Consider the following 13,125-nt stretch of genomic DNA (forward strand, 5'->3'; position numbering starts at 1 on the left):
TCGAAAGGCTCGGACATGCGGGCAAACGACATCATTTCGATCGGCGATCTCGCCGCCCGTGCCGGCGTATCGGTATCGGCAATCCGCTTCTACGAAGCGAAGGGGTTGCTCAGTCCGTTTCGCAATGCCGGTGGGCAACGACGCTTTCTGCGCTCCGATATCCGCCGCCTGTCGTTTATCCTGATCGCGCAGCAGCTTGGCCTGTCGATCGAGGCGATCGGGGCGGAGCTGGCGAAGCTACCGGGCGAACGCACGCCCAATGCGAGCGATTGGCGACAGATGAGCGCCGGCATGCGCATCATGCTCGACGATCGGATCGCGGCGCTGACCCGGACCCGCGACCTGCTTGATGGCTGTATCGGCTGCGGCTGCCTGTCGCTCAGGAAATGCGCGCTGTACAATCCGGGCGACCGCGCCGCCGCGAAGGGGGCGGGGCCGCGCTATGTGATCGGGGACCGCGCCGGCGAATAGTTTCCACCTATTGCGCGTCGAAGCGCCTGGAATATCGAGCACAATGAAAACGCCGACGCAGGGTTTTGGGACTTGCGCTCGATGCGCTGTAACAATGCGGTTCCGACAATAAGAAAGAGCGAGCCGGATCAAGCCCGGCAAAGGCTCATTTCCAGATTCCATGTCGAGGTTGAATCGCCGTCGACCGCAGCCCCGTGGAAAGGAGTTGCGGAGATATGGGACACCGTATGTCGCACATCCCGCCTTGTCGCTCTGGCGTATAATATCATTAAATATCAGGTGCTTAATGTCAGACTAAGCAACGATAGATATGGGACATCGAGGTTGGCGCGGTCAGAAAGCAACGACCCAAATGCCGGACATAAATATCGAGCCCCGGCCGCTGATGCGACCGGGGCTCATAGAAACGCGGCTATTCTTCGCCCGCCGTGCAGAAGACACGGGGGGGTGGCTATCGGGCGTTCAAAGCACCTCGAACAAACCGGCGGCACCCTGGCCGCCGCCGATGCACATCGTCACCACGACATATTTGGCACCGCGACGCTTGCCTTCGATCAGCGCGTGGCCGGTCGCGCGCGCGCCGGTCATGCCGTAGGGATGGCCGATCGAGATCGCGCCGCCGCTGACGTTGAGCAGTTCGTCGGGAATGCCGAGCTTGTCGCGGCAATACAGCACCTGCACCGCGAACGCCTCGTTCAGCTCCCACAGGCCGATATCGTCCATTTTCAGGCCGAAGCGCTGCAACAGCTTGGGGATCGCGACGACCGGGCCGATGCCCATCTCGTCAGGCTCGGTGCCGCCGACCGCCATGCCGACATAACGGCCGAGCGGGGTCAGGCCGCGCTTCGACGCGATCGCCTCTTCCATCAGCACGCTTGCCGACGAGCCGTCGGACAGCTGGCTGGCGTTACCGGCGGTGACGTTCATGCCCGGGCCCATCACCGGCTGCAGTGCCTTCAGGCCCTCCAGCGTGGTCTCGGGCCGGTTGCCTTCGTCCTTGCTCAGCGTCACTTCCTTGTAAGTGACTTCCTTGGTCTCCTTGTTGACGATCGCCATGTTCGCGGTGACCGGCACGATCTCCTTGTCGTAATAGCCCGCGGCCTGGGCGGCAGCGGTACGCATCTGCGACTGATAGGCATATTCGTCGCACGCATCGCGGCTGATGCCATAACGCTTGGCGACGACTTCGGCGGTGCCGAGCATCGGCATGTACACATCCTTGTGCATCGCGATCAGTTCGGGATCGGGCGCGACGCGCATCTGCGGAGTCTGGACGAGCGAAATGCTCTCCACGCCGCCGCCGATGGTGATGTCCATATTATCGGTGATGATCTGCTTCGCAGCGGTAGCGATCGCCATCAGGCCCGAAGCGCACTGGCGGTCGATCGACATGCCGGCGACAGAGACGGGCAGGCCGGCGCGGAGCAGCGAGGTGCGCGCGATATTGCCGGCCTGGTGGCCCTGCTGCAGCGCGCAGCCGAACACAACGTCATCGACCTCTGCGCCATCGATCCCGGCGCGTTCGACCGCCGCCTTGATCGAATGGCTGGCGAGCGTCGGGGCGGGCGTGTTGTTGAATGCGCCGCGATAGGCGCGGCCGATCGGGGTGCGGGCGGTGGAGACGATGACGGCGGAACGCATGGGTGGTTATCCTTCTCTTGGTCGATCGTCACCCAGCGAAGGCTGGGGTCTCCTGGTTGGCTGACGCTGTGGCCCGAACCGGGAGATGCCAGCCTGCGCTGGCATGACGGTGATTGGTTGGCGGGGAATTAGACGAAAATCTGGCTGATCCATTCGGCGATCATCGCGGGCTTGTCTTCGCCCTCGATCTCGACGGAAAATTCATTGGTCTGCTGCCACTGGCCGGGGCGCTTTTCGGCGAATTCGATCAGCTTGAAACGGCCGCGCACGCGCTTGCCGGAGCGGACGGGCGTCAGGAAGCGGACTTTGTTGCCGCCATAATTCACGCCCATCTTCACGCCGTCGATCTTCACCGGATCGATGATCTTGGACGACAGGAGCGGCATCAGCGACAAGGTCAGGAAGCCGTGGGCGATGGTCCCGCCGAACGGCGTCATCTTGGCCATTTCCGGGTTCACATGGATGAACTGATGATCGCCGGTCGCGTCGGCGAACTTGTCGATCATCTCCTGGCTCACCTCGACCCAGTCGGAAACGGATTCGGTACCGATCCGGCCCGCCATTTCCTGTACGCTGATCGTCGTCATGGCATTCCCTTCGCGCCTGCTCGCTGTTGCGGGTCAGATAGGCGTCGTCCCCCCATCTCGGCAAGCCTCGACCGACCGTAAACCGGAAAATCGTTGGTGCCGTAACGTCGAGCACTGCAAATTCGCGTGCCCCGGGGGTGGGAAATAGCGAACCCTATATTCAAAAACGTGCGCCGTGCGGCTCGACTTGACCCATGCCACAGAGTCGGGCGAGGTTTGTCTCCGGCGAATCGCCGCGTAATCGGGGGATTAGGGGAATGAGGATCAAGGTTGCGGCCGGTGCGATGGCGCTGGGCCTGGCAGCGGCGCTGGGCGCGCCGGCGCATGCGCAGAACGAAGCGGCGCAGCGCCTTCCACCCGCGCTCGTGCAGTTTGAAAAAGGATTGCACAAGCAGAAGGGCGATGTGGCGATACCAGGCGCCAAGGCGGTGCTGCATCTCGGCGACAATTATTATTTCCTTGGCCCGGACGAGGCGAAGAAGGTGCTGACCGATGTGTGGGGCAATCCGCCAGCCGCGGTCAGTGACGTGCTCGGCCTGGTCCTGCCCGCGGACAAGACGGTGACCGACAATATCTGGGGCGCGGTCGTGACCTATGAAGCCTCGGGTTATGTGCCGGACAGCGACGCCGCGACCGCCGATTATGATCAAGTTCTGGCCGATCTGCGCAGCAGCGAGGTTGAACGCAACGCCGCCCGCAAACAGGCCGGTTATCCCGAATCCCATTTGGTCGGCTGGGCGCAGCCGCCTGCCTACGACCCGAAACAGCACGCGTTGATCTGGGCGCGCGATTTCCGCGTCGACGGCGACAAGGTGGATGGCCTCAATTACGATGTTCGCTTGCTCGGGCGGCGCGGCGTGCTCAGCCTCAACATGGTGTCCGACATGGGCCATCTCGCCGAGGTGCGTCAGGCGGCGTCCGTTTTCGGCAAGGCGGCGACATTTTCGCCCGGCGCGACCTATGCCGATTTCGATTCGAACATCGATAAAAAGGCCGAATACGGCCTGGCGGGGCTGGTCGCGGCCGGCGTCGGCGTGGCCGCGGCGAAGAAGCTCGGTTTCCTCGCGCTGGTCCTTGGCTTCGGCAAGAAATTCATCATCCTGCTGCTTATTGCCGGCGCGGCGATCGGGCGCTGGGCCAAGGGGCTGTTCAGTAAACCCAAGGATCCCGACATGATCTAGAGCATCGGCTTGGGTGGAATCATACTCCCTCCGTTCGGGCTGAGTTTGTCGAAGCCCCGTTCTTTTTTACAGCCGAGGCAGCAGAAGAAGAGCGGCCCTTCGACTAGCTCAGGGCGAACGGAAGAGAGCTGAGCTGCTGCCGGTTCCGTGGACACCGAGATAAGGTGTTTTTGGAACTGGAGGATGGAGATGCAACGACGGAAGTTCAGCCGCGAGTTCAAGCTCGAGGCAGTAAAGTTGGTCCGGGAACGCGGAGTATCGGTATCGCAAGCGGCTCGCGATCTGGACCTGCACGAGAACGTGCTGCGCAAGTGGGTGCGCGAGCAGCAGGTTGACCCGGGATCGGCATTCCCCGGCCACGGCGTGATGAAGCCGGAGCAGCAAGAGATTGAGCGGCTGCGCCGCGAGCTTGCTAGGATGAAGGCGGAGCGCGATATCCTAAAAAAAGCGGCGGCCTACTTCGCCAGGGACTCGATATGAAGTTCGAGTTCGTAGCGAAGCACCGAGGGATCTGGCCGGTATCGTGGATCTGCGAGACGCTCGGTGTTTCGCGCAGCGGCTTTCACGCCTGGCTGGTCCGGGCACCCAGTGCCCGCGCCCGCAGCGATGAGGAGTTCGGTGCCAAGGTGCGCGCCAGCTTCATTTCCAGCTATCGGACGTATGGTGCGCGCCGGGTCTGGCACGATCTTCTGGCCGAAGGCCTGTCATGTGGTCTGCATCGCATCGAACGGCTGATGCGTGTGCACGGCCTGAAGGCGCGCCCGCGACGTCGTGGTCTGCCCAAGGATGATGGCCTGCGGTCGGTCATTGCCGACAACATCCTCGACCGCCAGTTCACCGCCGAGGCACCCAACCAAAGGTGGATCGCTGACTTCACCTACATCTGGACCGCCGAAGGATGGCTGTACGTCGCTGTCGTCATCGACCTGTTCTCCCGACGTGTAGTCGGCTGGTCGATGAGCGATACCATGACCGCCCAGCTCGTGACCGATGCGCTGATGATGGCGATCTGGCGACGTGGAAAGCCTGACGCCTTGCTGCATCACTCGGACCAGGGCAGCCAATATACGAGCGAGCAGTTCCAGCGGCTGATGGCCGACAATGGCGTCACCTGCTCGATGAGCCGGTCGGGCAACGTCTGGGACAACGCGGCAATGGAGAGCTTCTTCTCGTCGATGAAGACCGAACGGATCGGCCGGAAGACATATCGAACGCGCAATCACGCAAAGGCAGACGTGTTCGATTACATCGAGCGCTTCTACAACCCGACACGCAGGCACTCGACCTTGGGCTATCTCAGCCCCATGGACTTCGAGCGGCAGGCTCATGTAGCCTAACTTGGTGTCCATGGGAGCGGCAGCAGCTCAAACGGACCAACTCAGCTCGAAGGTGCTCTGGCGCCCTGGCTCTAGGCGGCGTTGCTGATGTCGTCGGCGTCGGGCAGCGGCTCGATGTGCGGCCCGTCGATGAACGCGGAAGGTCCGGCCGCGGACACTGCGTGGGGATATCCCAACAGAAAGCCCTGGGCTTCGTCGCAACCCTCGCGCCGCAGCACGGCAAGCTGCACACCGGTTTCGATGCCCTCGGCGAGGACCGGTATCGACAGGCTCTTGCCCAGCGCCAGGACAGCGCGGATGATGGCGATCGTCTCCGGACTGCCTTCGAGTTCGGAAACAAACAGCCGGTCGAGCTTGATCTTGTCGAAAGGAAATGCCCGCAGGGTTTCCAGCGACGAATAACCAGTGCCGAAATCGTCCAGCGCCACGCCCACGCCAAGTGCCTTGATCTGGCGTAGAACGTGAAGCGCATGGTCACGATCGGCCATGATCGCGGTTTCAGTGAGTTCGATTTCCAGCCGGCGCGGGGGGAGTCCGGTGTCGAGCATGATCTGGTGGAACAGCCGGGGCAGATCGGCATGGGCAAGCTGCACCGGCGACACGTTGACCGCCACCTTCAGGTCGTTTTCCCAACCCACCGCATCGGTGCAGGCACGGCGCATGACCCACTCGCCGAGCGGCAGGATCAGGCCGTTCTCCTCGGCGATTGGAATGAAGACGGACGGCGATATTGAGCCGCGTTCCGGATGCGTCCAGCGCAGCAGCGCTTCATAGCCTGTCACTTCATTCGTCGCGATCGACGCCTGTACCTGATAATGAACCTCAAGCCGGTTCTCGTCGATCGCACGGCGCAGATCATTTGCAAGCTCGCGCCGGTCGCGGATCAGTTCGTCGAGCGGTGCGTCGTAATAGCAGGGAGCCGGTGAGCCTTCGCTCTTCGCGCGATACATTGCGAGATCGGCATTGTTCGCCAGGGTTTCCGCATTGTCGGCATCGTCCGGATAGACCGCGATGCCGATGCTCGCGCCGACGCTCGTGGCGAACGGCCCAACCGAAAGCGGCGCCTTGAGTGCGGCTTCGATGCGGGTGACGAACGCAACCAGCTGAACGCGGTCGTCGAAACGGGTGATGGCGACGAATTCGTCGCCGCCGGGCCGCGCCACCACGTCATGCCGGCCCATTTCGCTGCGCATGCGGTGCGCCAGTGCGGTCAGCACGTCGTCGCCGGCCTTGTGGCCATGGACATCGTTGATCTCCTTGAAGCGATCAAGGTCGATGGCGACGAAACCGAGCCGGGTATGGGTGGCCCGCGCGACGCCGAGCTGACGGGCCAGCTCGCTCTGGAATCCGGCCCGGTTGGGCAAGTCGGTAAGCGCATCGTTCATCGCCATATAATGCAGGCGCTGCATCGCATCGGATCGAGTCCAGCGGTCGATAAGCGCCGCGAAAACACCGGTGGCGATCACCACCAGCCCGACCAGCGCGGTGGCCAGGCCCAATGCGTGCATTTGTGTCGAATCGAGTGGCGCCGTGCTGAGGCGGAGCGGGGTGATGCGCAGCGCGGTCATCGCCACGAAATGCAGCGTCGCGATCGCGATGACGAGCAAGGCGGTGCCGACCGGGATACGATATCGGCCGAGCGTTGCGGTGCCGAGCGCAGCGAATGCCGCTCCCGAGAAAGTGGCGGCGCACAGCAGCGACGCGATGACATAGGGCCAGCGCCACTCGATGATGCCGTCCACGCGATAGGCTGCCATGCCGGTGAAGTGCATCGCGGAGATGGCGGCACCAACCAGGACGCCGCCGATGATGGAGCAAAGGCGATTCTGGCGCCACGTCGCGACGGCGAATCCGATACCGGTCCCACCGATCGCCACGATCAGCGAAATGATCGTCAGCACCGGATCCAGGGTGACCGGGACACCGGCTTTATAGGCGAGCATAGCGACGAAATGCGTGCACCAGATCGTCGCCCCGGCACCGACCGAAGTCAGGAACAGCCATCCGAAGCGCTGCATTCCCGCCGTTCCCTGAGCGCGGTTGAACATCTGGACGATGGCGAACGCGCCGGTGCAACAGACGAAAACGGCGAGCAAAACCAGCCAGGGGTCATGTTCGCGCACGATGCAAAGGGCGACATCGACCATGAAAACAATCCGCAAATTGCGGACTGGCAGGTTGCCGGAACCGCGAAATAGACGTCCTTCTGCGGGGAGGCTCGTTAAAATGCCGTGAAACTATACATGTTATACGTAATCTGCCGGGGAGCCCGGCATTCCTGCGCTGAACAGCTCGGCGAGACGTTCATCATCATGCCACTGGTCGGCGGCGCGGCGATCGGCCGTCGGTTCAAAGGCCTTTTCGCAAAACCCTAGAATCACGGCATGACCTGATGGCTAGGACGGCTCCTTTGCGACGAACTTGCCGTCCTTGTAGCTTGCCCCGAAATACACCTCGACACTGCGGATCTGCTGGTCCCGTACGGTCAGATATTCGGTGTTGCGGAACTGCGCGCCGTTATCGGTCGTGACGAAATAGGTCACGAACGCGCCATCGGCATCGACCGTCACCCGCTCGATCGTGAAATCGGCGAAATGATCGCCACCAGGCCAGCATCGCTCGAAAAAGGCGTCGCGGTCGATCGCGTCGTCATAGGGGCTGGTGAAAGTGAAGTCGGTGGCCAGCAACGCTTCGCTATCGGTGCGACGGCGATCCCGGAACGCCTCGTATTGGGCGCGCACGATCGTTTCGTGACGGTCCTGTTCGGTCATGTCTGATGTCCATCCTGATCGACCGCAGATCGATCGGGTGACGGCACTGGCGGTCCTTTCGGTTCGGGCGGCGCCGCCTTCACCCTCGGCTCGACCGGTTCTTCCTCGCCGGGATAGGGGTAGATCATCCCGCCTTGCGGTGCGGCGGTGAAGGCGGTCTGGGTCGGGTAGGCGAACTCGATATCCTCATTGTTGAAGCGACGGATGATCGCCAGCCCCACAGCGTTGCGCGCGTTGAAGAAATCTTCGTAAGCGGCGGTTTCGGAGTCGAATTCCAGATCGAAATCATAGCTGCTGGCGCTGAAGTTCAGAAAGCCAGCTCGGACGAACTTGTAGCCACACCCCTCGACCACTTCCTTCAGTATATCGGGCAGCCGATCCATCACATCGATCGGCGTCCATTGCACCAGTCCGAGCGTGAATTTGATCCGCCGATATTCACGCTGGCTATTGTTGAGGATTTCCTTGTCGAGCAGATTCTTGTTGGCGATGATCCGCTCTTCGCCGGTGGCAGCGCGGATCCGCGTCGATTTCAGCCCGATCGCCTCGACCGTGCCCGAAGACTGGTCATAGGTGATTGCGTCGCCGCGACGGAACGGGCGGTCGAAGATGATCGCAAGCGCGGCGAACAGATCGGCAAAGATGCCCTGCGCCGCGAGACCGATCGCGATGCCGCCGACGCCAAGACCGGCGACCAGGCCAGTCACGTTGACCCCGAGATTGTCGAGCACGACGATCAGCGCGATCGCGAACAACGCGAAAGTCACGAGCAAACGGATGATGCCCATCGCACTGCCCAATGCCTCGCCCGAATATTGTTCGGACTGGGTGCGGTGTTCGATCGCGCCGAGAATGATCTCGCGCGCCCAGATCGCCGCCTGGAACACCGCCGACAGGGTGAACAGGAAGTTGATCGTTGTGGTGATTTCGGGTGGCGCGTTGGCGTAGCCGCTGACCAGTTTCGCCGCGACCATGATGATGAAGAAATTGCCGGTCTTGATAATCGCTCGACCGAACACCTTGCCCCAGCCGGCGGTGCCCGGGCTGCGTTCGCACAATTTGTTACCCAGGCGGCGCGCGAAAAACAGCGCAAGCACGATCGCAGTGGCGACCGCGACGGCGATGATGATCTGCAGCCAGTGCGTCTGGAGCCAGGCAGTGCTGGCGTTGATGAAGCTTTGCGCCTGCTGGTCGATATTGGCGGGATCGATCTTCGGCGTCCGCACGGCGGCAATGGAATTGTTGGTCGTCATGTCGGGAGACCTAGGCGGCCTTTGCGCTGGGGCCAAGGCTTCCGGATTCGAGGAAGTCGATCAGACCGCGTTCGGCACGCGACAGATATTGCGTGCGGCGGGGCAGGGCGCACCCGTCACGGAACACCGTCTGCCCGTCCTTGACCAGCGCGATCAGCGCGGGATGGACATAGGATTTGCGCGCAATCGCCGGCGTGTTGCCAAGCGCTTCGGTGACCGGCTCGAGCATGGTCTTCAGGCTGATGTCGTGATCGGCACAGGCCAGCGCCTCGAACGCAAGTACGCTCGCGCTCCAGGTACGGAAATGCTTGGCGGTATAATCCTCGCCCATCGCCTCGCGGATATAGTCGTTGACGTCGGACGAGGTGACCGGACGCGCCTCGCCATTGGCATCGAGCCAGCGAAACAGATGCTGGCCGGGCAAGTCCGAACATTTCTTGACGAAACGGCTGAGCGATCCATCGGTGATGGTCAGGACGCGCAACTTGCCCGACTTGGCCTTGTATTGCAGCTTCAGCGTCTGACCGCGGAGCTTGGCGTGACGCTTGCGCAAGGTGGTCGCGCCGAAGCTCTTATTCTCCTTCACATAGCCTTCGTTGCCGATCCGCACATGACCAAGATCGAGCAACCGAACGATCGCCGCGACCGCCGTCTCCTTGCCGATGCCACGCCGTTTGAGATCCTTTTCGACGCGCGCGCGCAGCTTGGGCAAGTCGCGGCCGAACGGCGCGCATAGCTCATATTTCGCGGATTCCTGCGCTTCGCGGAATTCGGCGTGGTAGCGATATTGTTTGCGCCCCTTCTCGTCCCAACCGACCGCCTGGATATGGCCATTGGCCTTGGGGCTGTACCAGGCGTCGCGATAGGCGGGGGGCAGGCCGACCGCGTTGAGCCGGTCGATCTCCTCGCGATCGGTGATGCGATTGCCGTCGGTGTCGAAATAGCCCCAGCCATGGCGCATCTTTTTACGCGTGATGCCGGGTTCGCTGTCGTCGGAATAAGTGATCTTCGCCATGCGACGAGAAATGCGCGGGAAGGCGAGGAGGTTCCCGCCGTTACTCCTCCCCGGCACGGGGAGGGGGACCATTCGCTTCTTCAGCGCGTGGTGGAGGGGGCGCGCCAAGCAGCGTCACGTTTGGGGAGAGTCCCCTCCACCATTTTCCTGAAGGGGCAAATGGTCCCCCTCCCCGTGCCGGGGAGGAGTAAAGGCCATTGACCCATTTCTGCGCCGGTCTCTCGATCAGATGATACAGCGCAACCGAACTGCCCAGCACGAGCAGCAGGAACAGCGCGACCAGTATCGGCGGCACCGCGTGCGGATCATCGACCAGCGCGAGCTTGAACACCACGAACAGCAGGAAATGGCCGAGATAGGTCGCATAGCTGATCTCGCCGAGATAATGCAGCGCGCCATTGTCGAGTGGATTACGCCGCATGCCCGAGGTGAGTGCCAGCGCGAGCAGCAGCGCGGCGAACAGCGCGGGCACGGCAAGCGTTTCGGGCATGCCCGCCGCCCAGAGCGTCGCGATGAGCAGCGCGATCATCGCCGAAATGATTGCCGGTGCGTGCGGGCGCGCTTTCCATCTTAGCCACAACGCACAGATCGCCGTCCCGGCGGAAAATTCGATCAAGCAGCGTATCAGCCCGAAACGGGGGATATCGGTGCCCAGCGAGGGAGCGCCGCCGCGCGCCATAGTCGCATGGAGCAGCGCGACCAGCGCCGCGATCGCCGCGAGAACTGCCCAGTTCGGTACGCGTCGCCAGTCGATCGCCAAAGTGAGCAGCGGAAAGAGCAGATAGGCGCCAAGCTCCGCGCTGATCGACCAGCTCGGGTCGTTCCAGCTCAGCTGGCCGGTAAAGCCCCAATTCTGCACCAGCGCGATGTGCAGCGGCAGTTCGCGGAATGGATAATTGACCTCCTCCTGCCGTCCGGTTGCGGCGAACAGCCCGGCGAGACCGACCGCGCAGCCAAGCATGAAGAGGTGCAGCGGCCAGATTCGCGCGACACGCTTGTGCAGGAAACCGGGCATCGCCGCGAAACCGGAAGCGCGGAACTTCTCGCTCCAGCTCAGCCAGATCACGAAGCCGGACAGCAGGAAGAAGAAATCGACCGCGAGATAACCTTTGGCGAAGAAGCCGACCCATGGTGCGGGCAGGCCCGCGATCGACAGGCGGATATGATAAAGCACGACGAACCACGCCGCGATGCCGCGCATGCTGGTCAATGCGCGCAGTTCGGGTTTGCCCGTCATACCCGCCATTACGCCCACCATCACGAAAGCATCGGCTCGAGCGCGGGCGGGCGTTCCTTGCGGATCGGGCGCCATGCCTCTTCGCGGCGTTTGCGCGCGAGATAGGTGTCGAGCCCGATCTGCGCGCCCATCAGCATATAGACGAACGGCTGGAAGGCGATCGCGATAAAGGTCGCGCCGAGCAGATAGACGATGTGTCCGCTCTGCAGCGCGCTGGCGAGCGGCGCGATCCATTCCTGGCCGGGCAGTGGCTTGCGGTAGCGACGGCGCACCACTTCCATGCGCACGATGCCGGTAATGTTGATGATCAACCACAGCAACAGGCCCGGATAACCCTGTTCGCCAAGCATCTCGAAATAGGCGCTATGGAAGGCGCGCGCCTTGTCGACGGTCAGTTTCTTCTCGACGGTCTGTTGTCCGTCGACATTCTCGACCTTTTCGGTGTCGTAGCGGATCTGGTTCTGGCGATACATTTCGAAGCCGCCGCCGAACGGATGGATCCTGGCGTACTCCATCGTCCATTTCCATACCGCGAGCCGGGTCGAGGCGGATTCGTCCGCCTTATAAGTCTTGATCGTGCTCATCCGGTCGGTGAACGTGCTGGGCAGGAACGGGATCGCAGCGACGCCCATCATTGCCAGCACGCCGATATAAAGGCCTTTGCGTTTGGTATCACGGATCATCAGCGCGGCGAGCAGGCCGATGCACAGCAACCCGGTGCGCGTCGAGGTGCCGACCGGGATCAGCAAGCAGGCAAAGATCAGCGCGTAGCAAAAGCCCTTCACTTTCCAGTCGGGCTTGAAGATCGTGCCGTGGCGGGTGAACCACAGGATTATCGGGATGATCGCGATCGCCACCGCGGAGATCGTGCTACCCTCATAAAGACCGGAATTGTTGGTCACCATCAGGTTGAGTTCGCCATAGCCGCCGCCGCCCGAGGCGATCGTCTTGATCCCGCCGACGATGATGATCGACGCCGCCGACAGGATCATGATCAGCAGGAGCGATTCGATGCGCAGCCTAGTGCGGAGCGTGAGCGGCAGAAAGGCGGCGAAGGCCAGCGCCTTCCATACCCAGTCCCATTTATCGAGCGCCTCGATCGGAAAGTCCGCCGACCGTGTCGTCTGGGAACAATAGAAAAGCAGCAGCACGATGAGGAACTGGCGCGGTGCGATGCGCGTGTCGCGCTTGTCGTCGATCAGCGCCCAGGCCGCAACAGCCAGTCCCGCCGCGATCAGCGAGATCGGCACCGAATTGAGCATGAGATAGGTCAGCCGCTGCGGGCTGACGATGTCGATATAGACATAGACGAGCACGAACAGGAACGGCTTGCGAAAGCCCAGCGCGAAGAAGGACGCGAGGAAACCGACAAAGACGAGATCACGCACCGGGTTTCTCTCCCGATCGTGCTTTGGGCTTCCGCGCGTCGCCCGCGATATCGTTCGGGCCGGGCTCATGATCGAGATCGGGCCGGCGCAGCAACAGCCACGCGGCGAGCAGCATCAGGCCATGGCTGATCGCGAGCGCGAGATTGTCGATCATGCCGCCTTGTCCGTCCCTTGCTTCCGTTCGTGCTGAGCTAGTCGAAGCACCGTTCTTCTTTCATCGACCGGCACAAAACGGCCCTTCGAC

At 62.2% G+C, this 13,125-nt stretch carries 12 protein-coding genes; 3 read left to right on the top strand and 9 right to left on the bottom strand.

Annotation, left to right across the window (positions count from 1 at the left end; genetic code table 11):
* The first annotated feature begins 15 nt into the window (after positions 1-15).
* Positions 16-471 (top strand): redox-sensitive transcriptional activator SoxR, encoded by a 456-nt coding sequence (gene soxR, locus G4G27_RS04545; protein ID WP_183112246.1) that lies wholly within the window; start codon positions 16-18, stop codon positions 469-471.
* A 462-nt stretch (positions 472-933) separates the two neighbouring features.
* Here soxR and G4G27_RS04550 read toward each other — a convergent pair whose 3' ends face one another.
* The gene (locus tag G4G27_RS04550) at positions 934-2,112 is read right to left on the bottom strand and encodes an acetyl-CoA C-acyltransferase (protein WP_183112247.1); all 1,179 of its coding nucleotides are present in this window, start codon (positions 2,110-2,112) and stop codon (positions 934-936) included.
* A 128-nt stretch (positions 2,113-2,240) separates the two neighbouring features.
* A complete protein-coding gene (locus G4G27_RS04555) occupies positions 2,241-2,699 on the bottom strand; it encodes a MaoC family dehydratase (protein ID WP_183112248.1) in 459 nt (152 codons plus the stop codon).
* A 257-nt stretch (positions 2,700-2,956) separates the two neighbouring features.
* Here G4G27_RS04555 and G4G27_RS04560 point away from each other — a divergent pair, with 257 nt between their 5' ends.
* The gene (locus G4G27_RS04560) at positions 2,957-3,880 is read left to right on the top strand and encodes a DUF2167 domain-containing protein (RefSeq protein WP_183112249.1); all 924 of its coding nucleotides are present in this window, start codon (positions 2,957-2,959) and stop codon (positions 3,878-3,880) included.
* Positions 3,881-4,069: 189 nt separating this feature from the next.
* Positions 4,070-5,217, top strand: a protein-coding gene (locus tag G4G27_RS04565) for an IS3 family transposase (protein WP_183112250.1) whose coding sequence is annotated in 2 segments (ribosomal slippage) — positions 4,070-4,331 and positions 4,331-5,217 — 1,149 coding nt in all. Because the reading frame shifts where the segments join, the coding sequence is not laid out codon by codon here.
* A gap of 71 nt (positions 5,218-5,288) precedes the next feature.
* On the opposite strand, the gene G4G27_RS04570 is transcribed toward G4G27_RS04565, so the two are convergent.
* From G4G27_RS04570 to G4G27_RS04600, 7 genes are all read right to left on the bottom strand, one after another.
* Positions 5,289-7,364 carry a bifunctional diguanylate cyclase/phosphodiesterase gene (locus G4G27_RS04570; protein ID WP_244624554.1) on the bottom strand — a complete coding sequence of 692 codons (2,076 nt, stop codon included), beginning with the start codon at positions 7,362-7,364 and terminating at the stop codon, positions 5,289-5,291.
* Positions 7,365-7,613: 249 nt separating this feature from the next.
* The gene (locus G4G27_RS04575) at positions 7,614-7,988 is read right to left on the bottom strand and encodes a nuclear transport factor 2 family protein (RefSeq protein ID WP_183112251.1); all 375 of its coding nucleotides are present in this window, start codon (positions 7,986-7,988) and stop codon (positions 7,614-7,616) included.
* Positions 7,985-9,241, bottom strand: coding sequence for a mechanosensitive ion channel domain-containing protein (locus tag G4G27_RS04580; protein ID WP_183112252.1), 1,257 nt, complete (start codon positions 9,239-9,241; stop codon positions 7,985-7,987). The genes G4G27_RS04575 and G4G27_RS04580 overlap by 4 nt, the downstream gene beginning before the upstream one ends.
* Before the next feature lie 10 nt (positions 9,242-9,251).
* Positions 9,252-10,256, bottom strand: a complete 1,005-nt coding sequence (locus G4G27_RS04585) for a DNA topoisomerase IB (protein ID WP_183113613.1) — start codon at positions 10,254-10,256, stop codon at positions 9,252-9,254.
* A 40-nt stretch (positions 10,257-10,296) separates the two neighbouring features.
* A complete protein-coding gene (locus G4G27_RS04590) occupies positions 10,297-11,502 on the bottom strand; it encodes an acyltransferase (protein WP_345940667.1) in 1,206 nt (401 codons plus the stop codon).
* Between the two features lie 11 nt (positions 11,503-11,513).
* Positions 11,514-12,881, bottom strand: coding sequence for a putative O-glycosylation ligase, exosortase A system-associated (locus tag G4G27_RS04595; RefSeq protein WP_183112253.1), 1,368 nt, complete (start codon positions 12,879-12,881; stop codon positions 11,514-11,516).
* Positions 12,874-13,035: a hypothetical protein gene (locus G4G27_RS04600; RefSeq protein WP_183112254.1), complete on the bottom strand. Its 162-nt coding sequence runs from the start codon at positions 13,033-13,035 to the stop codon at positions 12,874-12,876. Before G4G27_RS04600 ends, G4G27_RS04595 begins: the two co-directional genes overlap by 8 nt.
* Positions 13,036-13,125: the final 90 nt, after the last annotated feature.

The organism is Sphingomonas sp. So64.6b, assembly GCF_014171475.1.
Lineage (GTDB): Bacteria > Pseudomonadota > Alphaproteobacteria > Sphingomonadales > Sphingomonadaceae > Sphingomonas > Sphingomonas alpina_A.